This window comes from Massilia sp. UYP34 (genome assembly GCF_056279385.1).
In genome coordinates this window covers 94767-119871 of record NZ_JBWBRF010000002.1, presented here as the reverse complement: position 1 = coordinate 119871, position 25105 = coordinate 94767, and the positions used below count along the sequence as shown (strand labels likewise).

Genomic DNA, 25105 nt, shown 5'->3' with positions numbered 1-25105 from the left:
GGATGGCGGGGTGCATCGGTTGATGCCCCCGCCTTGCGACCATTCTGCCACCGATTCGGCCGGCGGTGACGCCTGACGGTTGGGTAATATCTAGTTGCGCCGCAGCGGCGTCACCTGCATCTCGTCGCCGGGCGTCATCATGTCGATCACGCGGCAGTCGCCGCACATGCGCAGGCGATCGAGGTTGGCCGCGAACGCCGGGTGGGCCCCCAGGCGCCCAAGCATGTTCTCGACCATCTGCAATGTGCCGAAAGGCTTGCTGCAGCGGATGCAGTGGAAGGGCTGCGATGCGTTCAGCACCACCGCCTGCAAGCGCTCCGGCGCGAACGAGATGCGCGGCGTCAGCGCGATCGCGTCCTCGGGGCAGGTATTGGCGCACAGGCCGCACTGGACGCAGTTCTTTTCGATGAAGCGCAGCTGCGGCGCGCCCTGCCCGTCCTGCAGCGCATTGGCCGGGCAGACGCCGGCACAGGACATGCACAGGGTGCAGGCCTGGCGGTCGATGGCCAGCGCGCCGAACGGCGCTTTCATGGGCAGCTCGATGTGCAGCGGCTGCACCGGCGCGTGGTGGTGCAGGTGGTCGAGCGCGTAGTCCAGGGTGGTGCGCTTCTCGACCGACAGGTGGAACACCGCCGGCGCCGATGGGGCCTCGCCGCGCGGCGCATGACGCAGCGCGAGCGCCAGTTCCTCGGCTGCGGAAAGTGCCGAGTTCCGCAGCTGGAGCAGCTGGAAGTGCGGCCCGGCATAGCCCAGGCCATCGAGCACGGCCTGGGCGATGCCCATCTGCTCGCCCAGCGCCTGCACGTATTGGGGCGCTTCAGTGCCCGTCGTCAGCACGGCGACGCCGGCCGCGCCATAGGCCAGCGCCGCCAGCCAGACGTCGATGCCGGTCGAGGCGACGTGGTGCAGCGAGAACGGCAGGATGCGCCCCGGCAGGCGCTCGGCCAGCAGCGCGATCGCGTCCCGTCCCTGCGCATCGTGCAGCAGCAGCACCGGCTGCGCGCCGCCCGCCGCGCGGAACGCGCGCAGGGCGGCCTGGATGCGCTTGCCCGTCAGCGGCACCGGCGGATAGACATAGCTCATGGCCCCGGTCGGGCATACGGCGCCGCAGGCGCCGCAGCCGGCGCACAGATACGGGTTGACCTTCACCCGGTCGCCGTCGCTCACGATCGCCTGCGCCGAGCAGATGTCGACGCAGGCGCTGCAGGCGTGGATGCCGTTGCGGCCATGGGCGCAGATGCGCTCCTTGTAGCTGAAGTATTTCGGCTTCTCGAAGTCGCCGACCATGCCCTGCAGGGCCTCGACCGCGGCCAGGCGCGCCGCCTCGTCGCGCCCGGGTGCGTAATAACCGTGCGGGCGCTGGTGGCTGGCGATCAGGCGCGCCGGGCACAGGTCGAGCACCAGGTCGAACCGGCCCTTTCCGCTCTCCCTGACCGGCTCGCCGGCCGCGCGCCAGCGCGCTTCGAAGGCGCCCAGCCAGCCGGCCACGGCCACGTTCTCCACCTTGTGCACCGGATACGGGCGCGGCTGCCCGCCTGGCTCGTCCAGCAGCAGCGCGGTGACCGGCAAGGTGCCGGCCAGCCGGTCGGCCAGGGCCAGCGCGTCAAGCGCGCTGCCCACCACCAGCGTGCGTCCGTGCGAACGGTAGTCGACCGTGACGGCCGCCTCGACGTCGGGAACATCCCGGGCCGCCTGCAGCGCGGCCTGGCGGGCGGCCCGGTCGCGGCCGTCCTGGACGGGGTCGAAAGCTGCGGCGTCGTCGAATCGGCTAGTCATGGGGTCCCTTGTGTCGGCGTGCCCGGCGCGCCTTCGGCCGCCGGGCCAAGCTCGTCCTTGTGCTCGTCCTCGTGCTCGTGCTTGTCCTCATTTGCGTGCTCGTGCTCATCCTCGTGCTCGCCCAGCAGCCGGTTCAGCACCCCCGGTGCGTGCCTGAGCGAAGCCAGCATGGCGTCGGTGAGCGGCGCGGACTGGGTGTAGTCGGCGATGTAGATGTCCAGGCCGTCCATCACCGCAAAGCCCGGATCGGCGAACAGTTTTTTGAGCGCCATGCGCTGCACCGTCTTGTCGACGCCCTTGGCGACGAAGACCGAGTAATCGGATTGCGGCGTGAGCCGGGCCACGTCGTCCAGGGTGGGAAGCGCCCGTTCGTCCTCCAGCGCGGCAAGGGGCGGCGCGGCGCTGCCGGCCGGCTCCGCAACGCTGGCCGGCGCCGGCTCGGGCGCCGGCGCGGGCGCCGCCTTCAGGCGCGCCCAGCGGCGCAGGAATCCTTCCTCGGCCATGACGTCCGCGCTCATCCGTGCTGCCTGCCCTTGCGCGGGCGCGGCGTGAAATGCTCGCGCAGGTAGCCCGCGACCCAGCTGTAGATCTCGGCCGGCATGGTCACGCCGTCGGCCGCTTCGCCCGAATCGAACATGCGCGTGCCCTCGACATAGCTCACCGAGGCGCGCGCCGGCATCGCGCGGCCGTCTTCCATGCGCCACAGCACGAACACCTTCGATTCCGGCGCCATCACGTTCTCGTAATAGCCTTCGTTCTCGTCGGTGTACAGTTCGAGTTCGAGGCCGCGCACCAGGTAGTCGTCGCGTTCCGCGCTCTGGCTCAGCACCGACAGGCGCGGCAGCTCGCCGCGGTCCGGCACGATGCCCACCGCAGCCCAGCTGTCCATGTCGCCCCAGCGGTGCCGCACCGCGCGCCGCTGCATGATGATGGCGACCGGCATGCTTCCCATTTTCATCGCGGCCCCTTCACTGCTTCGTGGCGTCGTCGGGGACGCCATGCTTGTTGACGGTCGGCGCGGCGCCGGCCGGCAGGGACCGGGTCGGCCCCTGCTTGACGTCCTCGCTTGGCCGCGCCGTGCCCAGCTTCTCGCTCTTGACCGGCACTTCGGCCGCGTGCAGCGCACGCGCCCCGCGCGGCGCGGCGGCCGTGGCCGGCGCGGCGCCCGAGGTGCCGGGGGCGCCGCCGGCAGGGGCCGGCGCCGGCACGCCGGCGCCGGCCGGGGTGGGATCGGAGGCGGCGACACCCAGCGGCCCGGTCACGGGCGGCGGCGGCCTGATCGTCCAGCCCTCCTGCGCGGCGCGCTGGCGCCACTGGGCGCTGATCCGGTCCATCGACGCGTGCAATGCGTCCTTGTCCCTGGCCGCCTTGGCGTCGGCCTCGGCCTTCTTCGCCGCCGCGGCCTGGGCCTGGGCCGGCGAAGGCGGCGGCAGGGCCGCCCAGGATGCGCCGGCCAGGCTCAAGCCGAACGCCAGCGCCGGCAAGGCGCGCAATCGCCTGGTCATCATCGTGTCCCTCCTGACTGCCCCTGGGGCGCGGCATTGCTGGCCGCTGGCGCTTCGGTGCTTCCCGGCGCCGGCGCGCTGGGACGATGCTCGCCCGACGGCAGATTGCTGCCTTCCCGCCCGGCGCTAGAGGGCTGGGTGACGCCGCTCGACGGCCCCTGGCCGGTTTCCCGGGTCGCGCCGCCGGTCTCGGCGCCGCTGGTATTGCCGCCCGAGCCGCCGGCGGTGCCCGGCGTGCCGCCGGCATAGGTGGCGTCGGTTTCCGGCCGCGCCGTACGCGCCATGATCTGGCCGCTGGTCATGCCGCCGGCCGAGACCTGGCCGGGGTAGTTGGTCTGGATCACGCCGTTGGCGGCAGGCGCCTGGTCGCGGTCGCAGGCGGCCAGCACGATGGCCGCCAGGGCCATGCCGCCGATCGTCGATGCAGTGCGTCGTTTCATCACCATTCCTCAGTGCGCCGGACCGGGTCGCGGTTGGCCGCCCTGGCCAGGCACCATGTTGCCGTCCTTGTCCATGCCGGGCGGGACGCCGGTCTTCATCTGTTCGTACCACAACCGGTGGTGGGCCTTGGCCCAGTTCTCGTCCACCGTGCCGTAGCGCATCGCCTCATAGGCGCCCGGCGTGCCCCAGGTGCCGATGTACGCGTGGCCCATCGCGGCCGCCATGTACAGCGCCGCGGCGCCCACATGCAGGACGTTGGCCACCTGCATCACGTAGCGGGTCTGGCCGACGGCGAAGTCGAGCACCAGGCCAGTGACCGACATGATCAGGCCCAGCAGCGCCACGCCGCCCCAGAACCAGGTTTTTTCGCCGGCATTGAAGAAGCCCGCCGGGACGTGCTTGTGGCTGACGATGCCCCCGCCCTGCTTGACCCATTGCCAGTCGGCGCGGTTGTAGAAGTTGCGCTTCAGGAAGGTGAGGAACATCAGGATCGAGCACAGGATGAACAGCGGCCCGACGAAGTTGTGCAGGTATTTCGAGATGATCGCCACCCACGAGAACAGGTCGTGCCCCATCCATGGCAGCAGGATCTTCTTGCCATACATGATGATGATGCCGGTGACGCCGAGGGCGATGAAGCTGAAGGCGGTGGCCCAGTGCACCTGGCGTTCCCAGCGATTGAAGCGCTGCAGCTTGCGCCCGGCCTCGGCCACCTGGCTGGCCGGGCCGATCGTGCGGTAGAACACGAAGATCGCCAGCGGCGCCGCCAGCAGGAGGAAGCCGGCGATGCTCGCCAGCGGCCCGTTGCGCAAGTGGCGCCAGGTGTTGCCGCCGCGCTGGACGATGACGTTGCCCTCCGTGCTGCCGTACTGGCCCAGGTAATGGCGGTCCATGTGCACGCGGCCCGATTCGGACTGCAGCAGGCCCGGATCCGGCACCGCCGAATCGGCCTCGATCTGCAGCATGGTCTGCTCTTCGGCATACGCCGGCGTGGCGCGCTCGTTCTTGACGCCGGCCCAGCTGGACGACAAGGCCAGCGCCGCCGCCAGGAACAGCATGGCGCGCAGCGCCAGGAGTGGCGCGGCGCGGGACGCCTTGGTGTTCGCTCGCATGTCGCCTCCTCAGGGGTTGGCCCGGTTGTATTCGTTCTGCTTGCCGTTGCGGTTCTCGATCGTGGCCCACCAGGCCAGCCGGTCGTTGTGGAAGCGGCGCTGGTAGTGGCGATCGTCCTTCTTGCCGGCGTACTCGCCGTGCAGCCACAGCGGGTGCTGGTCCACTTCGAGGCAGCCGGCCAGCAGCACGGCCGGCAGCACGGTCAGCAGGATCGGGACCAGGCGCACCGGGCACGATGTTGAGGGCTTCATGTCGGGAACCTCCGCGGATTGTTCTGCGCATCGCGCAGGTCCTGGTTGACGCGCGGCAAGTTGCCCTCGGCCTTGTACGCGCCGCCGCGTTTCGGCCTGCCGTAGGCGATCTTCCAGCCCCACAGCTGCGGGCCATAGCCGCGCGTCTCGACCCGCTGGCGATAGATGTCGGCGATGATGTCGGCGTCGCCGCCCAGCAGCGCCTTGGTGCCGCACTGCTCGGCGCAGGCCGGCAGCTTGCCTTCGGCGATGCGGTTGCGGCCATATTTCTTGAACTCGGCTTCCGAGGTGTCCGGTTCCGGGCCGCCGGCGCAGAACGTGCATTTGTCCATCTTGCCGCGGTGGTTGAACAGGCCCGACTCGGGAAATTGCGGCGCGCCGAACGGGCAGGCGTAATAGCAGTATCCGCAGCCGATGCACTGGTCCTTGCTGTGCAGGACGATGCCGTCCTCGGTGTGGTAGATGCAGTTGGTGGGGCACACGGCCAGGCACGGTGCGTCGGTGCAATGCATGCAGGCGACCGACACCGAGCGCTCGCCCGGGATGCCGTCGTTGATGGTCACCACGCGGCGCCGGTTGATGCCCCAGGCCAGTTCGTGCTCGTTCTTGCAGGCGGTCACGCAGCCGTTGCAGTCGATGCAGCGCTCGGTGTCGCAGATGAATTTCATTCTTGCTGGCATGTCGGTCTCCTCAGCTCAGGCGCGCACCACGCGGCACAGCGATACCTTGGTTTCCTGCATCATGGTCACGGCGTCATAGCCATAGGTCCAGCCAGTGTTGATGGCCTCGCCGCGCACGATCGGCGCCCCATGTTCGGGATAATGCTGCTCCAGGTCTTCGCCCATCCACCAGCCGCCGAAGTGGAACGGCGCCCATACCAGGCCCACCGGCACGCGCTCGGTGACCATCGCCATCATCTTCATGCGCGCCCCGGTCGGCGTCTCGAGCCACACGTACTCGCCCAGCCTGGCGCCGATCTGGACCGCGTCGCGCGGGTTGATCTCGACGAACATGTGTTGCTGCAGCTCGGCCAGCCAGGGATTGGAACGGGTTTCCTCGCCGCCGCCCTCGTACTCGACCAGGCGGCCCGACGTCATGATCAGCGGGAAGTCTTTCGAAAAGTCGACCGCCTGCACCGATTGATACAGCGTCGGCAGGCGCCAGTGGTTGGCCTTGTCGTCGTAGGTCGGGTACTGCGCCACCAGGTCGCGCCGCGGCGTGGCCAGCGGTTCGCGGTGCACGGGCACCGGATCGGGGAAGTTCCAGACGTTGCAGCGCGCCCGCGCATTGCCGAATGGCGCGCAGCCGTGGGCGATGGCGACCCGGATGATGCCGCCCGACAGGTCGGTCTTCCAGTTCTTGCCATCGGCCATGGCCTGCTCGGCCGGGGTCAGCTCGGCCCACCAGCCCAGTTTTTTCAGGAACACGTGGTCGAACTCCGGGTAGCCGAAGTCCAGCTCGCTGTGCTTGTTGGCCGAGCCGTCGGCCGCCAGCAGGCTCGAGCCGTTATGCTCGACGCCCCAGTTGGCGCGAAACGGCAGGCCGCCCTCGGCCACGCTCTTGCTCAGGTCGTACAAGATCGGCGTGCCGGGGTGCTTCATTTCCGGCGTGCCCCAGCATGGCCAGGGCAGGCCGTAGTAGTCGCCCTTGCACGGGCCGGAATCGGCGCGCAGCGTCGTCGGGTTGAACGTGTGCTTGTTTTCCATGTGCAGCTTGAGCCGCTCGGGCGAGCAGCCCGTGTAGCCGATGGTCCAGCACGAGCGGTTGATCTCGCGCAGGATGTCCTCGATCACCGGCTCGTTGTGCACTACCTTGATGTTCTTGCACAGTTCCTCGGCGAAGCCCAGCTTGCGCGCGAACAGGTACATGATCTCCTGGTCGGTCTTGCATTCGAACAGCGGCTGGATCACGCGCTCGCGCCACTGGATCGAACGGTTCGAGGCGGTGCACGAGCCCTGGGTCTCGAACTGCGACGCCGCCGGCAGCAGGTAGACGCCGTCCGTGCGGCCGTGCATCGCCGCCGTCATGCTCGGATAGGGGTCGATCACGACCATCATGTCGAGCTTCTGCATGGCCGCCTTCATGTCCGGCAGGCGGGTCTGGCTGTTCGGCGCGTGGCCCCAGTACAGCACGGCGCGCAGATTGCTCGGCTGGTCGATGAACTGGTTCTGCTCGTTGACCGCGTCGAACCAGCGCGACACCGTGATTCCGGGCTTTTCCATCAGCTCACGGGAACCGTAGCGCGACTTGATCCATTCGTAGTCGACGCCCCAGACCGCGGCGAAGTGCTTCCAGGCGCCTTCGGCCAGGCCGTAGTAGCCGGGCAGCGAATCGGCATTGGGGCCGACGTCGGTCGCGCCCTGGACGTTGTCGTGGCCGCGGTAGATGTTGGCGCCGCCGCCCGGGATGCCAATATTGCCCAGCACCAGTTGCAGGATCGACAGCGCGCGCACATTGGCGGTGCCGACATGGTGCTGGGTAATGCCCATGCACCAGACCACCGACGAAGGACGGTTGGTGGCCAGCATCTCGGCCGCCATGCGCACGGCCGATTCCGGCACGCCGGTCACGTCCGACACCTTCGCCGGCGGCCACTTCATGACCTCGGCGCGCACGTCCTCCATGCCCCAGGTGCGCTCTTCGATGAACTTCTTGTCTTCCCAGCCGTTATTGAAGATATGCCACAGCATGCCCCACACCAGCGGAATATCGGTGCCGGGCCGCACGCGCACGTAGTGGTCGGCGAACCGCGCGGTGCGGGTAAAGCGCGGATCGATGACGATCATCTTGGCGCCCAGCTCCTTGGCGTGCAGGAAGTGCAGCATCGAGATCGGGTGCGCCTCGGCCGGGTTGGATCCGATGAACAGCACCGCCTTGCTGTAGTGCAGATCGTTGAACGAGTTGGTCATCGCCCCGTAGCCGAAGGTCTGGGCCACGCCCGCGACCGTGGTCGAGTGGCAGATGCGCGCCTGGTGGTCGCAGTTGTTGGTGCCGAAGAACGACACCCATTTGCGCAGCAGGTAGGCCTGCTCGTTGTTGTGCTTGGAGCTGCCGATCACCATCAGCGCATCCGGCCCCGCGTCCTTGCGCAGCTGCAGCAGCTTGTCGCCGATCTCGTCGATCGCCTGGTCCCAGGAGATGCGCTGGTACTTGCCGTTCACCAGCTTCATCGGATAGCGCAGGCGGTGTTCGCCGAAGGCGTGCTCGCGCACCGAGGCGCCCTTGGCGCAGTGGGCGCCCATATTGATGGGCGAATCGAAGGCGGCCTCCTGCCGCACCCAGACGCCGTTGGCGACCACCGCGTCCACCGAGCAGCCGACCGAGCAGTGGCTGCATACGGTGCGCTTGACCTCGGTGGGCACCGGGGTATTCGGCACCGGATCGGCCTGGGCCGCTTCGATCACGTTCAGCGGCAGGTGGCGCGCCAGGGCGCCGGCGCCGGCGGCGACGCCGGCCCCGACCAGGAAGTGGCGCCGCTTCAGGGCGCTGTCGCGCGTAGACTTGACCAGTGACATGGGATACCTCGGCTTGCCTACCAGTAGGCGGCGGTCTCGTAGTAGCGGCGGATGTGCTCCGTCTCGTGGTAGCCGCGCTTGACCCTGGGGTCGGGCGCCGCCGGGGCGGCCTCCAGGGCCGCGCTTGCCGGGGCGGCGGCGGCCACCGCCAGCGCGCCCAGCGGAGCCGCCTTCAGGAAGCAGCGCCGCGCCGGATCGGGCTGGCCCGGCGTCTGTTGGTCATGCTTGCTCATCGGTCTCCCCTTCCACTTCAAAGCTTTCCGCCTCGATTGCCAGGAATGCCTGCGCGAAGCGCGCGACCAGGCGGTAATAGTTGGCGCCGTCGGCAGCGGCGATGTCGTCCAGCGCGCGCATGCACCAGCCGCCGATGTGGGCCTCGAAGAACCGCCGCTGCAGCGCCAGCGGCTGGCGCCGGATGCCGGGGGCGCCGGCGGCCAGCACGCGCATGGTCTCGCACAGCGCGCCAAGGTGGTCCTCGAACTCGCCCCGGCCGCGCATGCGCGCGAGGCCAAGCCGCGCCAGGTCTGCGCGCAGCAGCGCCAGCGGCGTGTCGTTCATGTAGCCGGCCAGGTAGCGCGAGCCATACGGGTCGACCGGCGGCGTGCCGATGCTGACGAAGAGCGCGTTGAATTCAGCGTGGACGGTCTCGGCGTCCATGACGCCGGACGCCAGGGTCAATGGCTCCCACGCGCGTTCCAGCGCCGGATCGCCGCCCTCGGCCAGGATCGGATCGCTGGTGGCGAGCGCGGCGAGCAAGGCGGCGTCGGGCGCCGCGAGGAGCAGGCGCGAGAGCAAGGCGTAGAGGTCGGCCCTGGCCTGGTCTTCGCCGCTGGGCGGTGCGGCCGGCGCGGCAACCGCGAAGAAGGCGGTATCGGCGGACCCGCTCGCACTTGAAGATGACACTGTCGATCACTCCAGTTGTCCAAGTTGTGGACCAAGTGTAGACGCCGATTCATATCGAGCGCGCACAGTTGCGGCCAACGCATTCCGGCAGCGTGCATCACAATTCTTGCAAGAAATTCGACGAGCGGCAGTGCAGGAGGATCAGCCAGGCAAGGCGTCTATAATTCCCGGTGTGCCGAACAACAACGACCATTCCTGATGAGCCAGCCCCTGCCCCGGCAAGCCGAGCCGCACCTGAACCTCCATGCGCTCAAGTCCTGCGCCCAGTGCAGCATGCACCGGTTGTGCCTGCCGATGGGCCTCGACGACGCCGAGATCGATCGCCTGGACCAGATCATCGGCCGGCGCCGCCGGCTCGCGCGCGACGAGCGCCTGTACGGCGTGGGCGAGCCGTTTCGCAACCTGTACGCGGTGCGCTTCGGCCACTTCAAGACCAGCCTGGTGAACGCCGCCGGCGCTGCCCACATCACCGGCTTCCAGATGGCCGGCGAACTGCTGGGCATGGACGCGATCAGCGGCACCCACCACTGCGACGCGGTGGCGCTGGAAGACTCGGAGGTGTGCGAGATTCCATTCACGCGGCTGGAAGACCTGTTCGGCGAGGTGCCGACCCTGCTGCGTCACTTTCACCGCATCATGAGCCAGGAAATCACGCGCGAGCAGAACGTCATGCTCCTGCTCGGGAACATGCGCGCCGAGCAGCGCTTCGCCGTATTCCTGGTGAACCTGTCGGCGCGCTACGCCACCCGCGGCTATGCCGCCGACCGCTTCCAGCTGCGCATGTCGCGCGAAGACATCGGCAACTACCTGGGCCTGACCATCGAGAGCGTCAGCCGCCTGCTGTCGCGCTTTCGGAAGCAGGGCTGGCTCCACGTCGACAGGCGCGAAGTGACGCTGCTCGATCCGGTCAAGCTCAAGGCGCTGGCGGCCGGCACCGACGCCTGCAGCCCGATGGCGTGAAGCCATGACGCCGCGGCTCTCTTGCGAGCTGCACCTGCGCAGTGACGACCGCGTGCGCCGGGGCGATCGGCTGCACCGCGGATGACCGATGCAACCGCTGCGGCCTCAGCGTCGCACCGATAACCCGAACGCCAGGCCCAGATCGGGCGTATGCCGATTCAGCCCATGCACCACCATCGCATCGACCTGGCAATTCCTGTTCAGTCGCCAGCTCACGCCCGCGTCGACCTGCACCCGATCGCAGCCATGCGACGCCGAGGCGATCTGCGGCGCCGCCACTTCAAAAAATCCCTGGACGCGTTCAGTGAATTTCTTGCCCAGCGACGCCGCCAGGATTGCGTAGCGGTAACGCGCGCCGTCATCGTCCACATCGGCGCCGGCGCCCGGCGTCACGGCCAGCGACCAGCCGTTTGGCAGCTCCCATTCCGCTGCCAGCACCATCTGCGGCAGGACACCCTTGGCCCGCAGTGCCGCGCTGCCGGTCGGCAGCGCGATGGCGCCGATCAGCCCCAGCGCAGGACGCACGCCCTCGCCGTCGGCAAAACGCCATTTGAATCCGATCGACGTGGCGTTCCAGCCCGCGCTCGTGGTGCGTGCGCGCGTCGCCGGATCGACGGCGTGCTCGATGCTGCGGCCGTCGGTCTCGACGCGCAGTTCCGTCGTGTCTCCCAGGCCGATACGCAGCAGCGCCGGCGTGCTCAAGGTGCGCACGTGCAGGTCGTCGTTGCGCTGGCGAGCCCAGTCGACGCCGATCTCGAGCTGCAAGCGGCCATGGCCGACCACCTGGCTGGAGTTGGCGACGTCGGGGCGGTCGGGATTGATGGCGTCGCCGTCATCGGCGAGGGCCGCCCCGGCACTGCAAGCCAGCACGAGGAGCGCTGCCTGACGGCGCGGGCGCGTAAGGGATGGTGGAAAAATCATGCGGTCGGATAGGCGAGATTGGACACAGGATGCGAAGGCAGGGCCGGCGCCGTCGCAACCCGGCCATTCTACGCCGTCGGCGCCCGCGCCAGCTACACCGTCAGGGCAGCCATTTTGCAGCGCGCAGCCGCTCGAGGGCGGTGACGATCGTCGCGCCGGGCTCCACCGCTTCGGTAAACCCGGCGCGCCGGATCTTGCCCATGTCCGACACCATGTCGAACTCGGTATTGAACACGAAGTCGCCGAACCACCAGCCGACCTGCTTCTCGAAAGGCATCGACTGCAGGCCGTGGCGCTGCACGATGCGCTCCCACGCCGCCGCCTTGAGCGGCATCTGCCTGGCCAGCGAGAATGGCTGCGTGGGTCCCACTTCCATGTCGAAGGCCGCCGCCACCTGGCGCCACACGCGCTCCCAGCGGAACGGTTCATTGACCAGGTTGAACGCTTCGCCGCGCGCCGCCGGATCGAGCGCCGCCCAGACGCTGGCGCGCGCCATCCAGTCGGCATCGGTGGTCTGGGCCAGCACCCCCGAATACACCTTGTCGGTTCCCGGGAAGCGCAGCGGCGCGCCGGCGTCCTTGCTGAGCGCGGCGAACATGCCCATTACCATCGCGATATTCATCGGATTGCCGGCGATGTCGCCCACCACCACGTCGGGCCGCAGGATCGACCATTCGAGCTCGCCGGCGGCGGCGCGCTCGCGCAGCAGGTCTTCCTGGGCATAATAGAAGTTGGGCGTCATGTGGCGCGGGTCGTCCTCGTAGAACGGCGCCTGCGCGTGGCCCAGGTGCACGCCGTACACCTTGGCCCCTTGATAGTGCACCACGCGCTGCAGCGGGGCGCCGACCGCCTTCAGGCCGTCGAGCAGGTTGCGCAGCATGCCGGCGTTGATCCGCTCCTCGTCGAGCAGGTCGGTCCCGCCCTTGAGCGCGGCGTAGAACACGTGGGTGGTATCGCGCGCCGCTTCCAGGGCGCTGGCGCTGGCCTGGGCGTCGGTCAGGTCGGCCTTGACGGTCTCGACGCCGTCCACGAAGGTGCGCGGCAAGGCCCGCACCTTCCAGTCGGGTCGTCCGTGCAGCTCGCGCACGACCGCATGGCCGATGATGCCGCTGGCGCCGACGACCAGTGCGCTGTATTTGGTGTTCATCCATCTCTCCTGATTAAAATCGACTGGCGCAAGGATACCCGTTCCGTGCGACCCGCGTCGGCCCCTGCCCCGAATGCGCCGCCCACCGACGGCGCTACCAAGGTAGCGCCAGACGCTGCGCTCTGGGGCATGTCGCGCTACCTGGGCCTTTGCGCATGACCCGGGCGGCGCGCGACAGTAAGATCGGCCGCGTTCGACCAACCGTCCACGAAGCCGTCATGAAATCACCCCGCTCCCTCGTCATCCTGTTCTGCTCCCTGCTGCTCGCGACCGCCCCTCGCGTGGCCGGCGCCTCCATCCTGCCGGAGGTCCCCGACATCAAGGCCGTCACCGACTACCGTCCGAAGATCCCGCTGCGCGTGTACACCGCCGACCAGGTCCTGATCGGCGAATTCGGCGCCGAGCGGCGCGAGTTCGTCCCCGTATCCAGGGTGCCGGCGCTGCTCAAGGCGGCCGTGCTGGCGATCGAGGACACCCGTTTCTACGAGCACGGCGGGGTCGACTGGATCCGCGCGCTCGGCGCGGCCAAGGCCAATATCGGCGACTTCGGCAGCCAGGGCGCCTCGACCATCACGATGCAGGTGGCGCGCAACTTCTTCCTGTCGCGCGACAAGACCCTGCCGCGCAAGCTGCGCGAGGTCGCCCTCGCCTACAAGATCGAGCAGGCGCTGTCCAAGGACCAGATCCTCGAGGTCTACCTGAACCAGATCTACCTCGGCCAGCGCGCCTACGGCTTCGCCAGCGCGGCGCGCACGTATTTCGGCAAGCCGCTGCCCGAACTGTCCCTGGCCGAGATCGCGATGCTGGCCGGCCTGCCGCAGAACCCTTCCAGCAGCAACCCGGTATCGAATCCGCAGGCGGCCCGCAAGCGCCAGCAGGTCGTGCTGGGGCGCATGCGCGAACTGGCGCTGATCACCGAACCGCAGTACCGCCACGCCCTGGCCGAGCGCCTGCAGGTGCGCAGCGACGGCGCCACCCTGAATCGGCGCGCGGCCTGGGTCGCCGAGCTCGCGCGCCAGGCCGTCCATGCCCGGTTCGGCCAGGCGGCCTACGAGCGCGGCATCACGGTGACGACCACCATCGTGGCCGCCGAGCAGGATGCGGCCTACGCAGCGGTACGTCGCAACGTGCTCGCCTATGACCGCCGCCACGGCTACCGTGGCCCGGAAGCGCGCATCGCGCTGCCGGCCGGCGCCGGCGAAAGACTGGACGCGATCGCCGCCGCCCTGCAGAAACGCCCCTTTGTCGACGGCTTGAGCGCGGCGGTGGTCGTCGCCGCTTCGCCCAGGCGGGTGCGCGCCCTGCTTGCCAACGGCGAGGCCGTCGAGATCACCGGAGCGGGGCTGGCCTTCGCCGCTGGCGCCCTGTCGGGCAAGGCCAGGCCGGCGACGCGACTGGCGCCCGGCGCCGTCATCCGGCTGGCCAGGCCCGCCGGCGGCGCCCCGTCGATCGCCCAGCTGCCCGAGGTGGCGGCCGCCTTCGTGGCACTCGACACCGACACCGGCGCCTACCGCGCGCTGGTCGGCGGCTTCGATTACTCGGTCCACCAGTTCAACCACGTGACCCAGGCCTGGCGCCAGCCGGGATCGAGCATCAAGCCCTTCGTCTATTCGGCGGGCCTGGAACGCGGCTTCTTCCCGGGCACGCAGATCCTCGACGAACCGCTCGAGCTGAACGCCGGGCAGGCCCATGCCAACTGGTCGCCGCGCAACGACGACAATGTGTTCGAGGGTCCGGTCACGGTGCGCCACGCGCTGTCGCGCTCGCGCAATGTGCCCACCGTGCGGATGCTGCACGCGCTGGACGTCGACTATGCCCGCGCGCACCTGGCGCGCTTCGGCTTCGACGCCGCGCGCCAGCCGCGCAACCTGACGCTTGGCCTCGGCACCGGCGCCGTCACGCCGCTGCAGATGGCCGGCGCCTATGCGGTGCTGGCCAATGGCGGCTACCGGGTGCAGCCGTGGCTGATCGCGCGCATCCAGGATGGCGACGGCAAGGTCCTGTTCGAGCATGCGGCGCCACGGCCGCGCCAGGAAAGCGCCCGGGTGCTGGACGAGCGCAATGCCTTCATCGTCGACAGCATGCTGCGCGACGTCACCCGCGTCGGCACCGCGGCGGCGGCCTCGCGCCAACTGCAAAGGCATGACCTGGCCGGAAAGACCGGCACCACCAGCAACGCGGTCGACGGCTGGTTCGCCGGCTACGGCGGCGGGGTGGCGGCGGTCGCGTGGATGGGCTACGACGAGCCGCGCTCGCTCGGCGGCCGCGAATTCGGCTCGACCCTGGCGCTGCCGATGTGGATCGACTTCATGCGCGTGGCGCTGGCGAAGACAGCGCAGCACGAGCCGCTGCCGCCGCAAGGCGTGGCGCGCGCCGGCGGCGACTGGGTGTATGCCGAGTATGCCGACCATGCGGAACAGGAACGCCCGCCAGAGGCAGGCGACGGATTCGAGGCCCTGATGGGCACCCTCTCGTCGGCCGGCGAGGCGACGCAGTAGCAGGATTGCCTACAGCTCGATCACCAGCTCGGGCCGGAAACCCTCCTGCTCGCCCTTGCTCAGGTAGCCGAGCGGATTGGCCACCACGCGGCATGACCAGGACAGGGGGCCGTCGCGGCCCTCGACCACGTAGTCGTTCAGGCAGTGCAGGTGGCCGTGCATCCACAGCTGCGCGTGCTTGAACAGGCCGTCGAGCGCATTGCAGAAGCCCGCCGTGCCGGCCGAGAGGCCGTAGCGCGGATCGGCGCTCATCAGGCTCGGCGCGAAATGGGTGACGACGGCCGTCTTGCCTTCGAACGGCGTGGCCAGCGCCGCGCCCAGCCAGGCCTGGCAATCGAGCGACATGGCGCGGATGCCCTCGGCCAGCACCTGCTCGCCATCCTTCAGGGTCGTGTTCTTGCTCAGGTAATAGTTCGCCGCGCGGAACGCCTTGTTGCGCTGCTGCAGCTGCCTGGTGAGGTCGGCCTCGCGCAGCGCCAGCGCGTCGAAATCGCTCCACAAGGTGGTGCCGATGAAGCGCACGTGATCGATGACCACGATCTCGCGGTCGAGCCAGACGATGCCGAGCCGCTCGCAGGTGGCGCGCAGCCGGTCATAGGCGGCGGCATGGTCGAGCGCATCGAACTCGTGGTTGCCGGGAATGAACAGCACCCGCTTGCCGGCCAGCGCCGGCAATGCGGGAGAGAAGCGCTCGAGTCCGAAATCCTGGGTTTCCAGGCGCGAGCCGGCCTGGTAGGAACCGATGTCGCCGGCCAGCACCACGACGTCGGTGTCCGGCAGGATGAGCGGCTGGAAGCCGGGGTAGCGTTCGAGGTGCAGGTCGGAGAAAAGCTGGATGCGCATGGGCGCCGAGTATACCGCAGGCGCCGCCCGGCTTCAGGCCGCGCCGGCCCCGGCCCCCAGCCGCGCGATCTCGACCGAGCCGCGCTCGTCGAAGATCGGGCAATCCTGCGCCAGGCGCACCACCGCGTCGAAGTCCGCCGCCTCGATCACCGAGTAGCCCGACAGCGAGCCGCCGGACGGCTTGGGGCCGAGAAGGCGGCTCGGGATCTCGATGCTGTCCTGCGTCAGGCTGCCCGGATCGAGCAAGGCCGGGCCCAGGGCCTCGAACCAGGCGGCCCAGCGGTCTTCCTGGCGCTCGCCCGGTTCGGATGCGCCGCGATAGATGATCAGGAATCGTTCCATGTCGTCCCTCCATGAAGGTGGACTCAACATAGCAGAAGCGGACCGGCGGTGACGCACCGCAGGCCCGCCCCTGCCATCGAACGCCTCAGAAGCGCACGTTCGCCGTCAGGCTGGCCGAGCGCGGCGTGCCCGGCGTGTAGCGGTAACCGCTCTTGTTGATGGCCGCGACATACTTCTCGTCGCCGATGTTGTACAGGTTCAGGCGCAGGTCGACGTTCTTGCTCACCTTGTAGCCGAGCATGGCGTCGAACACCCAGTACGAATCGGTATGGGCCGGGGTGCCGATCGCGCCGTCGGTGCCGCGCGCCAGCTTGTCGGAAAAACGCGCGCCGCCGCCGATGCGCAGGCCCCAAGGCAGGTCGTACGAGGTCCAGGCGGTGAACGACTGCTTCGGCGTGTAGGTCAGGCTGTTCTCGCCGGCGGCGGTGACGTTGCGGCCACGCTCGACGCTGGTGTCCAAGTACAGGTAGCCGGCGCTGATCAGCCAGTGCGGCGCCAGCGCGCCGGTCGCGCCCAGCTCGACGCCCTGCACCCGCTTCTCGCCGGTCTGGTAGTACTGCAGGTCGGCCGGATCCTGCTCGACCTCGTTCTCGACGTCGGTGCGAAACAGCGCGGCCGACAGCGACAGTCTGGACTTGAGCAGGTCGAGCTTGCCGCCGAACTCGGTGGTGACCGTCTTTTGCGGCTCGTAGATCGGGTTCTGGGCGCTGTTGGCGTTGCCCGACACGGTGAAACTGGCGCCCGGCGGCTGCCTGGAGCTGGCCACCATCGCATACACGCTGCTGTTGGCGGTCGGCTTGTACAGGGCCGACAGCTTGCCGTTGACGAGGTTCTCGCCGACCTTGAAGCGGGTCGGGGTCAGCACGTTATTGGTCAGCGCCACCACCGAATAGTCGCCGCGGAAGTGGTCCAGGCGCACGCCGCCATTGAAGATCCAGCGTTCGCCGACCTTGACGGTGTCGAACACGTAGACGCTCTGGGTGTCGACCTGGCCCTCGTTGTAGGCACCGGTGCGGCGCACGTCGACCGGCGTGATCGGCGCCTGGCGCGGATCGGGGCGGTAGATGTTCGCGGCCGGCAGCGTGCCCAGGCCGCTCAAGCCCCGGGTGGTCTGGCGTTCGCTGGTCAATTCCAGGCCCGTCACCAGGGTGTGCGACACGGCGCCGGTGTCGAACTGGCTGGTCAGGGTCGTGACGTTGGTGAGAATCCTGTTTTCCTGGTCCTTGCCGGTGCGGATGCTGCGCGCCAGGGTCCAGGTGCGGGGGTCGCCCTGCACCGGCGTGGCCAGGTTGGCGGCGCTGGTGAGGAAGGCGGTCAGCAGGTAGTCCTGGCTGGTCTTGCCGTAGCGGCTCGTGTTGTGCAGCTTCATGGTCGGCGAGAAGTCGTGCTCGATGCGCACGGTGGCCATGTCGGCTTTCACGTCGTCGTAGTCGTCGACCGAGCCGTAGAAGTTCTTGGGGTCGACCTTGGGGGCATCGGCGACCCAGGGCCTGGCGCGGTCCGGGCTGGTGTAGCCGGGCAGGCCGATCACGTACACGCCGCCGTCGGGGATGTTGTCCTGGTCGACGTGCAGGTAGTCCAGGTGCACGCGGGTCGGGCCGTTCAGGCCGAAGCCGATGCTCGGCGCCACCGCCCAGCGCTTGTTCTCGACCACGTCGCGCGCCGCGCTGCCCGAATCCTGGGCCAGCACGTTCAGGCGCACGGCGATGCCGCGCTGTTCATCCAGCACCTGGTTGGCATCAAACGTGATGCGTTTCTGGTCGCCGCTGCCGCCGGTGATGGCGGTGGTCACCAGGTCGGTGAGATTCGCCTTCTTGGTCACCAGGTTGACCGAGCCGGTCGGCGCGCCGCGCCCGTTGTCGGTGCCGGCCGGGCCCTTCAGCACGTCGATCTGCTCCACGTTGAACACGTCGCGCGCGATCGAGCCGACGTCGCGCACGCCGTCGACGTAGATGCTGCCCGAGGTGTCGAAGCCGCGCATGAAGATCGCGTCGCCGGTATTCGTGTTGCCGTTCTCGCCCAGGAAGAAGGCGCCGACGCCGGGGGTGCTGCGCAGCGCCTCGGTCAGGGTCAGGGCGCCCTGCTGCTCGAACAGCTCCTTCTTGATCACTTGCACCGTCTGGGCGGTGTCGACCAGGCGCTCGGTGTACTTGGGCGACGAGGCACGCTCGGCGCGGAAGGCGGTCTCGTTCTTGCCGACGATTTCGACGGTCGATTGCGGGGCGACGCTGGCAGGCGCTGCAGTGGCGGCGGCAGTGGTGGCGGCGGCGTCGGCGGCGGCATGCGCGCCGAGCGGCATCAGCGCCGCGGCCAGCGCGGTGCCCGCGAGCTGGCTGCGGGTGATGGGATGCTTGCGGCTTTTGATTGCTTTCATGGCGAGACGGTCTCTTTCGGATGAGTGGTACGAGAGGAAACACTGCTAGGAACACAATGATTCTACCGAGAACGTCATTACATGTAAACGATAATCATTATCATTCGCGTTCGCACAACGCTTCCGCCCCACTTCCCGATGCATCTACTTGAGCGTCGAAAGCAGACATCCCCACTCGTGGCGGTAAAGACGTTGAGTTAAGGCGAAAGTCTTCTTGAGTTGGCATAAAAACGTCGTCCCCACGAAGGTGGGGACCCAATCTTGCAAGCGTTTCGAGGACGCTTGGAGAACTTGGGTCCCCGCCTGCGCGGGGACGACGTATTTGACGGCTAGCTCAGCAGCTTAACTTAACGGTATTACGCTCCTGGCGGGGATATTTGTCGGACACTCGCGCCGTGCTCACCGCACGCCGGTCGGCGTCAAGCCTTCTTTTGCTGCGCGATCCAGTTGTCGACCAGCTCGCCCAGCACGTCGAGCGGCACCGAGCCGGCGCCCAGCACCAGGTCGTGGAAGGCCGGCAGCGAGTACTTGTCGCCCAGTTCCTGCTGCGCTTTCTGGCGCAGTTCGAGGATGCGCAGCATGCCGATCATGTAGGCATTGGCCTGGCCCGGCCACACGACGTAGCGCTCGGTCTCCTGGGCGCCCATGCCGTAGTCGATCGCCTGCTGGCGGGTCCAGCCCTTGGTGTGCAGGCCCGTGTCGACCACCAGGCGGCGGGCGCGGAACAGTTCCGAGCCGAGGGCGCCCAACAGGCCCGGGACGTCGTCCGCATACCAGCCCTGCTCCGCCGCCAGGCGCTCGGTGTACAGCGCCCAGCCTTCGGAGTGCGCGCTGCCGCCGCTGAAGATGCGCTGGCTGCGGAACTTCGGCAGGTCGTTCATCTCTTGCTGGATGGCGAGCTGGAAGTGGTGTCCCGGCACGGCCTCGTGGTAGGCCAGGCTGCGCATGCGGATCATGTCGAAGGTCGGGCCGCGCAGCGGCACCCAGAAGATGCCGGGACGGCTGCCGTCCGGCGCCGGCAAGGTGTAATGGGCGGCGGCCGACGGCTCGGTCAGCGGCGGCACGCGGCGCACGTCGACCGGCGCGCGCGGCTTGAGGTTGAACAGCGTGCTGCTCCTGCGCTCGGCGTCGCGCACCATCTCGTTGTAGCTGGCGATGATCGCCGGGCGCGGATCGCCCTCGCCCTTCGGCTGGAAGCGCGCGTCGAGCTGCTTCATGCGGGTTTCGATATTCCCTTCGGCCAGGCCAAGCGAGCGCAGGTGCTTGTCCATCTCGGCTTCGATGCGCGCCACTTCGCGCAAGCCGATCGTGTGGATCTCGTCGGCCGTGAGCTGGGTGCTGGTGAAGTTCTCGATCGCGCGCTTGTAGGCGGCGGCGCCGTTCGGCAGGCGCGAAATGCCGGCCACGTCACCGGTCTTCGGGTGGATCTCGGCCATGAAGGCCTGCACGCGGGTGTAGGAAGGACGGATCTTCTGCTCGACGATGCCGGTCGCGCGCGCAATGGCGGCGCTGCGCGCCTGCGGCGACAGGTCCTTCATCTCGGCGGTGCGCTGGGCCAGCGTGGTCACCAGCACGTTCTCGACCGCGACCGGCTTGAGGAAGTGGTCGACCTGGAACTGGGCGCGCTCGAGGATGAAGCGCGGCGGAATCAACTGCTTGCTTGCTGCTCCCTTGGCGCGCACCAGCGCTTCGTCGAGGCGGACCGCCACCTGGTCCAGGCGGGCCAGGTAGCTGTCGACGTCGGCCGCATTGCGCATCGGGTGCGTGTTGGTCAGGAAGTTGACCAGGCCGATCTGCGGACCGCTGAACTGCGAGAACACGAAGGCGTGGTCCTCGAACGGCTCGTTGGCGATCACGTTCTGCAGCGACCAGCGCATCACCGCCGCCGAGATCTTCTGGGTCTCGTTCAGCGGCTGCGCCTTGAAGCCGTCGAGGCGCTCGAGCCCTTCGCGCGCCATGGCGACCGACTTCTTGCGGTGCGCCGCGGTCAGCGGGGTCAGCTCGCGGTCCAGCCTGGCCTGCTCGGCGCCGCTGAAGTACTGTGTCGAGGTCGCCAGCTGCGGGCTCAGGCGTACCCAGTCTTCGGCGAACTTGTCGCTCCAGGCATCGAAGGCCTTGTAGGGGGCGACGGCGGCGGCCTGGGTGGCGGCTGGCGCAGCCACCGCCGGCAGCGACGCGCCGGCGAGCATGGCGGGAATGAACAGGGCGGCGATGGTGGCGCGCAGGCTGCGCTGGCGGGTCGATGGCATCTCGGGTAGTTTCCTTGTGGTTGATCTCTGCGGCGGGTGGTGCAATTGCGCCAAGGAATCTAACATGTAAGTAACAGTTCAACAACGAGTTCAACGGTTCGGATGTTGTTGGACTGCGTACGTACGAGGCCCGACGATGACGGAGATACGCGCTGCCGGACGGCTCGGTGGGCGGCGCGGGCCTCGCCTTCGTGTCGCCAATGACGCGTCATTCGGCGGCGACGATCATCCGGTCCTTGAGCTCGATCTCGCCGCAGTAATACAGCACCGCCGCGCCGAGGCAGGCCAGCACCTTCCACCCCAGCAGCAGGCTGCCGACGCACACCACCGCGGCCACCAGCGCGAGCCGGATCGCGAAGGCGCGCCGCGTCATGCCGAACACCGTGCGACTGTATGGACGCTGGTGGAAGAACACCAGGAAAAGCAGCCAGTAAGCAATCGCGTAGACGAAGTAGAGCAGCGCGCCGATGCCAAGCGCAAAGCCGACCACGGGCACGCGAAACGCCAGCATCCCGCCCACGCCGATCGCCAGCCAGTACAACGACAAGTTCCGGTACCGCACTACCTCTCCCCGCTGAATCGCACTGGACGGCATCTTACCTCACGGCCACCTGGCGTCAGCCCAGCGCTCCGTATAATGCCCGCTTGGCGGGTCTGCAAGGGCGTGCCTTCCTTCACGAAGAAAGCGATGACAGCGCATGCAGCACATCCGGGACAAGCTGGAAAACACGCAGATCGGCATCTATTTCGCGGCCGTGGCGTTGGCCGCGCTGGCGGCGCTGGCGCTGCCGGGGACCACCGCGCTGGAGCCCGCGGTCAACCCGGCCCTGGCCTTCATGCTGTTCGTGACCTTCCTGCAGGTGCCGCTGGCCGAACTGGGACGCGCCTTCACCCACACGCGCTTCCTGGGCGCCCTCCTGGTGACCAACTTCGTCGTCATTCCCCTGCTGGTCGCCGGCCTGCTGCCCTTCGTGCCGGCCGACCCATTGGTGCGGCTGGGCGTGCTGCTGGTGCTGCTGGCGCCCTGCATCGACTATGTGGTCACCTTTTCCCACCTCGGCCGCGCCGATGCGCGCCTGCTGCTGGCGGCAACGCCCGTCCTGCTGGTGGCGCAGATGCTGATGCTGCCGGTGTACCTGCGCATCCTCCTCGGAGACGGCGCGGCCGGTCTGGTCCAGCCCGGCCCCTTCATCGACGCCTTCGCGTGGCTGATCGCCGCGCCGCTGCTGCTGGCGGTCGCGCTGCAGCTCTGTGCCGCACGCCATCCGACCGGCGCGCGCGCGTCAATCGTGCTCGGCTTGTTGCCGGTGCCGGCGACGGCCCTGGTGCTGTTCATCGTGGTGGCGTCGGTGCTGCCGCAGCTCGGCCAGGCGCTGGATGCGGCGCTGCGGGTGGCGCCGGTCTACGCCGCCTTCGCGCTGCTGGCCCCGCCCGCCGGCTGGCTCGTGGCGCGCCTGTTCCGCCTGGCCGCGCCCGCCGGGCGCGCGGTCGCCTTCAGCGGCGCCACCCGCAACTCGCTGGTGGTGCTGCCGCTGGCGCTGGCGGTGCCGGGCGCGGTGCCGCTGCTGCCGGCGATCATCGTGACGCAGACGCTGGTCGAACTGGTGGCGGAGCTGGTCTACGTGCGCGCCATCGCGCGCCTCGGACGGCGCTGACAGCCGGCCTGGCGGAGGTCGGCCTCGACCAGTCGCGCGGTTCGGCAAACTGGCGCGCGGTCTTGTCGTTATCGTTTAGACTGCCCTTCAAGATGCTCTCCTGAAATGACACGATTGCGTGACCGTCGGGAGTGGGCGTTTACGACGCTCAACAATCCTTGATGTGTATCAAAATGTTCCTTGATGGATAGATTATTGGAACGACGGTTGTCGCCCGGTTGTGCGCCCGGCTGCGACGCTTTCTTCCCCGATTCCACGGACATCGTTTTGAGATGAATCAAGTCCAAACCGACGGCCCGCCATCTTCCGGAGGGCTTTTCCTCACCAACCAATCAGGAATCGCCATGCCGCCTCTTTCCCAATCCGTTCACGAAGAAATGTCCAAGCGCCTGAATGCAGCGCGTGAGGACCTGCTCGGCGCCGTCCGTGCGCGCACCACGGCCGACGAGGGCGATGCGCCGCCGATCGGTCCGCTCGCGCATGAAGCGCAGGGCGATGACGGCAATACCGCCGAGATGATCGGCCACGACGAAGTCCACCTGGCCGAACACGATGCGAACCTGCTGCACGAGATCGACGTCGCCCTCGGCAAGCTCGAAGCTGGCGGCGCCGGCATCTGCGAGTCGTGCGGTTGCGCGATCCCCGACGCGCGCCTGCTGGCCACGCCGACGGTGCGCACCTGCATCGAATGCCAGAACCGCATCGAAAAGGAAACCCACACCGGGCGCGGTCCGACCATGTGATCACCGGCCGGGCCCCGCGGGTGGGCGCGCAATCCGTCCACCCACGGCGACCCCTGCATCATCGGCCGCGATCATCGTCCCGCAAGACGCGCCACGCCGGCCCTTCCAGCTCGTCGAACCGGCCGCCATGCCGATCCCCGCCGGCCACGGATCGAGCGTCAACCCTGGCTCGGCCGCACGCCCTGCCTGAACTTGAACACCGACAACGCCAGCGACAGGCGGGCCGCCTCGTCGGCCACGCTGCCCGACGACATGGCCGATTCCTCGACCTGGGCGGCGTTCTTCCGCGTGATCGCGTCCAGTGCGTTCATCGCGGCGTTGACGTCGAGGATGTCGCGGGCCTGTTCGCGGCTGGCGGCGGTGATGGCGCCCATGATCGCGGCCGCCTCGGCCACCTTGTCGACCACCGCGCGCATGGTCTGGCCGGCCTGGCCCACCAGTTCGGCCCCCTCGCCCACATGGCCGCTGGAGTCCTCGATCAGTCCCTTGATCTCCTTGGCGGCGCCGGCGGTGCGCTGGGCCAGGCTGCGCACTTCGCCGGCCACGACGGCGAAGCCGCGCCCCTGTTCGCCGGCCCTGGCCGCCTCCACCGCCGCGTTCAGCGCCAGCAGATTGGTCTGGAAGGCGATGCCGTCGATCAGGCCGATGATGTCGCCGATGCGGTTGGCCGAGCCGCTGATCCGGTCCATGGTCTGGCCGATGCGCACGGCGGCCTGGCCGCCCTGGCCGGCCACCGCGCTGGCGGCCAGCACCATGCCGTCGGCCTGCACCGCGCTGTCGGTGTTGCGGCCGGCGGCGCGCGCGATATTGCCGAGGCTGCTCGCGGTCTGCTCGAGGCTGGCGGCCTGGGCTTCGGTACGGCTGGCCAGGTCGGCATTGCCGGCGGCGATCGCGCGGGTGGCCAGCTCGATCGAGCTGACGTTGTCGCGCACGTCACCGATGATCGCGGTCAGGTTGATGTTGAGCTGGCGCAGCGCCAGCTGCAGGCGGCCGATTTCCCCGCCGCCGGGCGCCGGAAGCGGACGCGCCAGGTCGCCGCCGGCCAGCGCGTGGACGGTCGCGACGGCATCCTGCAAGGGCCGCGCGATGCCGCGGTCGAGCGCATGCCAGAGCGCCAGCGCGGCCAGCACGCCGGCGCCGGCCAGTATGCGCCAGAGCGCGCCATCGGCCGCCGCCGCGAGCGCGGCCAGCAGCAGGGCCTGGGCTCCCATCGTCCATCCCAGGCGCTGGCGCAGCGGCAGCTCGCGCAGGGCGAGCAGGATGTTCAGGCGCCGGCGCCAGCCGGTCCGCACCACCTGGCCGCGCACGATGCCCAGGCCGCGCGCCCGGCCGGCGCGGATCTGGCGGTACAAAAGGTCGGCCTGCTCGACCTGGGCCCGGGTGGGCGCGGTGCGAACCGACATGTAGCCGGTGACGCGGCCGTGCTCCTGGATCGGCACCACGTTCGCCACCACCCAGTAGAAGTCGCCGTTCTTGCGGCGGTTCTTGACCATGCCGGTCCAGGGCTCGCCCGCCTGCAGGGTCGCCCACAGGTCGGCGAAGGCTTCGGGCGGCATGTCGGGATGGCGCACCAGGTTGTGGGCCTTGCCCAGCAATTCGTCCTCGCTGAAGCCGCTGACGTCGACGAAACGCGGATTGACGTAGGTGATGCGGCCCCTGGTGTCGGTCTTCGAGACGATCGATTGTCCCGCCTGCATCAGGTATTCAGTCCCCGTGACCGGCTGGTTGTTGCGCACTGTGCACTCCTCGTGTTGCATTTAAGAAATATCGTTTCTTGCATTCTAATGACGAGGAAATGCAAAAAATATGACCTACATCAAAAACATGATGGTTGACCAAGCGATATAACTGAAAAAGTCTTGATTTGGA

The 25105-nt window shown here is 68.6% G+C and carries 23 protein-coding genes; 4 read left to right on the top strand and 19 right to left on the bottom strand.

Going from position 1 to position 25105, the window contains the following annotated elements; translation table 11 throughout:
* Positions 1–90: 90 nt before the first annotated feature.
* From ACZ9AQ_RS03950 to ACZ9AQ_RS03900, 11 genes are read right to left on the bottom strand one after another with little or no spacing between them, the layout of a single operon-like run.
* Positions 91–1776 (bottom strand): 4Fe-4S binding protein, encoded by a 1686-nt coding sequence (locus tag ACZ9AQ_RS03950; protein WP_429202666.1) that lies wholly within the window; start codon positions 1774–1776, stop codon positions 91–93.
* Positions 1773–2294: a DUF3306 domain-containing protein gene (locus ACZ9AQ_RS03945; protein WP_429202667.1), complete on the bottom strand. Its 522-nt coding sequence runs from the start codon at positions 2292–2294 to the stop codon at positions 1773–1775. Before ACZ9AQ_RS03945 ends, ACZ9AQ_RS03950 begins: the two co-directional genes overlap by 4 nt.
* On the bottom strand, positions 2291–2734 hold the full coding sequence (locus ACZ9AQ_RS03940) for a DUF3305 domain-containing protein (RefSeq protein ID WP_429202669.1): 444 nt from the start codon (positions 2732–2734) through the stop codon (positions 2291–2293). The genes ACZ9AQ_RS03945 and ACZ9AQ_RS03940 overlap by 4 nt, the downstream gene beginning before the upstream one ends.
* A 10-nt stretch (positions 2735–2744) precedes the next feature.
* Positions 2745–3284 carry a hypothetical protein gene (locus ACZ9AQ_RS03935; RefSeq protein ID WP_429202670.1) on the bottom strand — a complete coding sequence of 180 codons (540 nt, stop codon included), beginning with the start codon at positions 3282–3284 and terminating at the stop codon, positions 2745–2747.
* Positions 3281–3721, bottom strand: a complete 441-nt coding sequence (locus ACZ9AQ_RS03930; protein ID WP_429202672.1) for a hypothetical protein — start codon at positions 3719–3721, stop codon at positions 3281–3283. Before ACZ9AQ_RS03930 ends, ACZ9AQ_RS03935 begins: the two co-directional genes overlap by 4 nt.
* 9 nt (positions 3722–3730) lie before the next feature.
* Positions 3731–4834, bottom strand: a complete 1104-nt coding sequence (locus tag ACZ9AQ_RS03925; RefSeq protein WP_429202674.1) for a formate dehydrogenase subunit gamma — start codon at positions 4832–4834, stop codon at positions 3731–3733.
* Between the two features lie 9 nt (positions 4835–4843).
* Positions 4844–5086 (bottom strand): hypothetical protein, encoded by a 243-nt coding sequence (locus ACZ9AQ_RS03920; protein ID WP_429202675.1) that lies wholly within the window; start codon positions 5084–5086, stop codon positions 4844–4846.
* A complete protein-coding gene (gene fdh3B / locus ACZ9AQ_RS03915) occupies positions 5083–5766 on the bottom strand; it encodes a formate dehydrogenase FDH3 subunit beta (RefSeq protein ID WP_429202677.1) in 684 nt (227 codons plus the stop codon). Before fdh3B ends, ACZ9AQ_RS03920 begins: the two co-directional genes overlap by 4 nt.
* A 15-nt stretch (positions 5767–5781) precedes the next feature.
* Positions 5782–8601 carry a formate dehydrogenase subunit alpha gene (locus ACZ9AQ_RS03910; RefSeq protein ID WP_429202679.1) on the bottom strand — a complete coding sequence of 940 codons (2820 nt, stop codon included), beginning with the start codon at positions 8599–8601 and terminating at the stop codon, positions 5782–5784.
* Positions 8602–8618: 17 nt separating this feature from the next.
* Entirely contained in the window at positions 8619–8834 is a 216-nt protein-coding gene (locus tag ACZ9AQ_RS03905) for a formate dehydrogenase (RefSeq protein ID WP_429202681.1), read from the bottom strand.
* Positions 8821–9504 carry a TorD/DmsD family molecular chaperone gene (locus tag ACZ9AQ_RS03900; RefSeq protein ID WP_429202683.1) on the bottom strand — a complete coding sequence of 228 codons (684 nt, stop codon included), beginning with the start codon at positions 9502–9504 and terminating at the stop codon, positions 8821–8823. The genes ACZ9AQ_RS03905 and ACZ9AQ_RS03900 overlap by 14 nt, the downstream gene beginning before the upstream one ends.
* 198 nt (positions 9505–9702) lie before the next feature.
* Between ACZ9AQ_RS03900 and fnr the strand changes: the two genes are divergently transcribed.
* The gene (gene fnr, locus ACZ9AQ_RS03895) at positions 9703–10464 is read left to right on the top strand and encodes a fumarate/nitrate reduction transcriptional regulator Fnr (protein WP_429202684.1); all 762 of its coding nucleotides are present in this window, start codon (positions 9703–9705) and stop codon (positions 10462–10464) included.
* A 105-nt stretch (positions 10465–10569) separates the two neighbouring features.
* On the opposite strand, the gene ACZ9AQ_RS03890 is transcribed toward fnr, so the two are convergent.
* Together ACZ9AQ_RS03890 and ACZ9AQ_RS03885 are read right to left on the bottom strand one after the other, a co-directional pair.
* Positions 10570–11385: a transporter gene (locus tag ACZ9AQ_RS03890; RefSeq protein ID WP_429202686.1), complete on the bottom strand. Its 816-nt coding sequence runs from the start codon at positions 11383–11385 to the stop codon at positions 10570–10572.
* 100 nt (positions 11386–11485) lie between these two features.
* Positions 11486–12532 (bottom strand): SDR family oxidoreductase, encoded by a 1047-nt coding sequence (locus tag ACZ9AQ_RS03885; RefSeq protein ID WP_429202688.1) that lies wholly within the window; start codon positions 12530–12532, stop codon positions 11486–11488.
* Between the two features lie 218 nt (positions 12533–12750).
* Between ACZ9AQ_RS03885 and ACZ9AQ_RS03880 the strand changes: the two genes are divergently transcribed.
* Positions 12751–15030, top strand: a complete 2280-nt coding sequence (locus ACZ9AQ_RS03880) for a penicillin-binding protein 1A (RefSeq protein WP_429202690.1) — start codon at positions 12751–12753, stop codon at positions 15028–15030.
* Positions 15031–15039: 9 nt separating this feature from the next.
* Here ACZ9AQ_RS03880 and ACZ9AQ_RS03875 read toward each other — a convergent pair whose 3' ends face one another.
* From ACZ9AQ_RS03875 to ACZ9AQ_RS03855, 5 genes are all read right to left on the bottom strand, one after another.
* Positions 15040–15873 carry a metallophosphoesterase gene (locus ACZ9AQ_RS03875; protein ID WP_429202691.1) on the bottom strand — a complete coding sequence of 278 codons (834 nt, stop codon included), beginning with the start codon at positions 15871–15873 and terminating at the stop codon, positions 15040–15042.
* A gap of 33 nt (positions 15874–15906) precedes the next feature.
* The gene (locus ACZ9AQ_RS03870; RefSeq protein WP_429202693.1) at positions 15907–16215 is read right to left on the bottom strand and encodes a YciI family protein; all 309 of its coding nucleotides are present in this window, start codon (positions 16213–16215) and stop codon (positions 15907–15909) included.
* A gap of 85 nt (positions 16216–16300) precedes the next feature.
* The gene (locus ACZ9AQ_RS03865) at positions 16301–18589 is read right to left on the bottom strand and encodes a catecholate siderophore receptor Fiu (protein WP_429202695.1); all 2289 of its coding nucleotides are present in this window, start codon (positions 18587–18589) and stop codon (positions 16301–16303) included.
* Between the two features lie 419 nt (positions 18590–19008).
* Positions 19009–20838: a DUF885 domain-containing protein gene (locus ACZ9AQ_RS03860; RefSeq protein WP_429202697.1), complete on the bottom strand. Its 1830-nt coding sequence runs from the start codon at positions 20836–20838 to the stop codon at positions 19009–19011.
* 208 nt (positions 20839–21046) lie between these two features.
* Positions 21047–21400 (bottom strand): hypothetical protein, encoded by a 354-nt coding sequence (locus tag ACZ9AQ_RS03855; protein WP_429202699.1) that lies wholly within the window; start codon positions 21398–21400, stop codon positions 21047–21049.
* 136 nt (positions 21401–21536) lie between these two features.
* Between ACZ9AQ_RS03855 and ACZ9AQ_RS03850 the strand changes: the two genes are divergently transcribed.
* Both ACZ9AQ_RS03850 and ACZ9AQ_RS03845 read left to right on the top strand, forming a co-directional pair.
* A complete protein-coding gene (locus ACZ9AQ_RS03850; RefSeq protein WP_429202700.1) occupies positions 21537–22493 on the top strand; it encodes an arsenic resistance protein in 957 nt (318 codons plus the stop codon).
* A gap of 344 nt (positions 22494–22837) precedes the next feature.
* Positions 22838–23236 carry a TraR/DksA family transcriptional regulator gene (locus ACZ9AQ_RS03845; RefSeq protein WP_429202701.1) on the top strand — a complete coding sequence of 133 codons (399 nt, stop codon included), beginning with the start codon at positions 22838–22840 and terminating at the stop codon, positions 23234–23236.
* 158 nt (positions 23237–23394) lie between these two features.
* On the opposite strand, the gene ACZ9AQ_RS03840 is transcribed toward ACZ9AQ_RS03845, so the two are convergent.
* The gene (locus ACZ9AQ_RS03840; RefSeq protein ID WP_429202703.1) at positions 23395–24972 is read right to left on the bottom strand and encodes a methyl-accepting chemotaxis protein; all 1578 of its coding nucleotides are present in this window, start codon (positions 24970–24972) and stop codon (positions 23395–23397) included.
* Between the last annotated feature and the right edge of the window lie 133 nt (positions 24973–25105).

Coding starts and splice junctions, on each gene's coding strand:
- ACZ9AQ_RS03950 (WP_429202666.1), bottom strand. CDS start 1,776: ATGACTAGCCGATTCGACGACGCCGCAGCTTTCGACCCCGTCCAGGAC.
- ACZ9AQ_RS03860 (WP_429202697.1), bottom strand. CDS start 20,838: ATGCCATCGACCCGCCAGCGCAGCCTGCGCGCCACCATCGCCGCCCTG.
- ACZ9AQ_RS03880 (WP_429202690.1), top strand. CDS start 12,751: ATGAAATCACCCCGCTCCCTCGTCATCCTGTTCTGCTCCCTGCTGCTC.
- ACZ9AQ_RS03850 (WP_429202700.1), top strand. CDS start 21,537: ATGCAGCACATCCGGGACAAGCTGGAAAACACGCAGATCGGCATCTAT.
- ACZ9AQ_RS03890 (WP_429202686.1), bottom strand. CDS start 11,385: ATGATTTTTCCACCATCCCTTACGCGCCCGCGCCGTCAGGCAGCGCTC.
- ACZ9AQ_RS03870 (WP_429202693.1), bottom strand. CDS start 16,215: ATGGAACGATTCCTGATCATCTATCGCGGCGCATCCGAACCGGGCGAG.
- ACZ9AQ_RS03885 (WP_429202688.1), bottom strand. CDS start 12,532: ATGAACACCAAATACAGCGCACTGGTCGTCGGCGCCAGCGGCATCATC.
- ACZ9AQ_RS03925 (WP_429202674.1), bottom strand. CDS start 4,834: ATGCGAGCGAACACCAAGGCGTCCCGCGCCGCGCCACTCCTGGCGCTG.
- ACZ9AQ_RS03935 (WP_429202670.1), bottom strand. CDS start 3,284: ATGATGACCAGGCGATTGCGCGCCTTGCCGGCGCTGGCGTTCGGCTTG.
- ACZ9AQ_RS03910 (WP_429202679.1), bottom strand. CDS start 8,601: ATGTCACTGGTCAAGTCTACGCGCGACAGCGCCCTGAAGCGGCGCCAC.
- ACZ9AQ_RS03930 (WP_429202672.1), bottom strand. CDS start 3,721: ATGAAACGACGCACTGCATCGACGATCGGCGGCATGGCCCTGGCGGCC.
- ACZ9AQ_RS03920 (WP_429202675.1), bottom strand. CDS start 5,086: ATGAAGCCCTCAACATCGTGCCCGGTGCGCCTGGTCCCGATCCTGCTG.
- ACZ9AQ_RS03945 (WP_429202667.1), bottom strand. CDS start 2,294: ATGAGCGCGGACGTCATGGCCGAGGAAGGATTCCTGCGCCGCTGGGCG.
- ACZ9AQ_RS03845 (WP_429202701.1), top strand. CDS start 22,838: ATGCCGCCTCTTTCCCAATCCGTTCACGAAGAAATGTCCAAGCGCCTG.
- ACZ9AQ_RS03875 (WP_429202691.1), bottom strand. CDS start 15,873: ATGCGCATCCAGCTTTTCTCCGACCTGCACCTCGAACGCTACCCCGGC.
- fdh3B (WP_429202677.1), bottom strand. CDS start 5,766: ATGCCAGCAAGAATGAAATTCATCTGCGACACCGAGCGCTGCATCGAC.
- ACZ9AQ_RS03865 (WP_429202695.1), bottom strand. CDS start 18,589: ATGAAAGCAATCAAAAGCCGCAAGCATCCCATCACCCGCAGCCAGCTC.
- ACZ9AQ_RS03940 (WP_429202669.1), bottom strand. CDS start 2,734: ATGAAAATGGGAAGCATGCCGGTCGCCATCATCATGCAGCGGCGCGCG.
- fnr (WP_429202684.1), top strand. CDS start 9,703: ATGAGCCAGCCCCTGCCCCGGCAAGCCGAGCCGCACCTGAACCTCCAT.
- ACZ9AQ_RS03905 (WP_429202681.1), bottom strand. CDS start 8,834: ATGAGCAAGCATGACCAACAGACGCCGGGCCAGCCCGATCCGGCGCGG.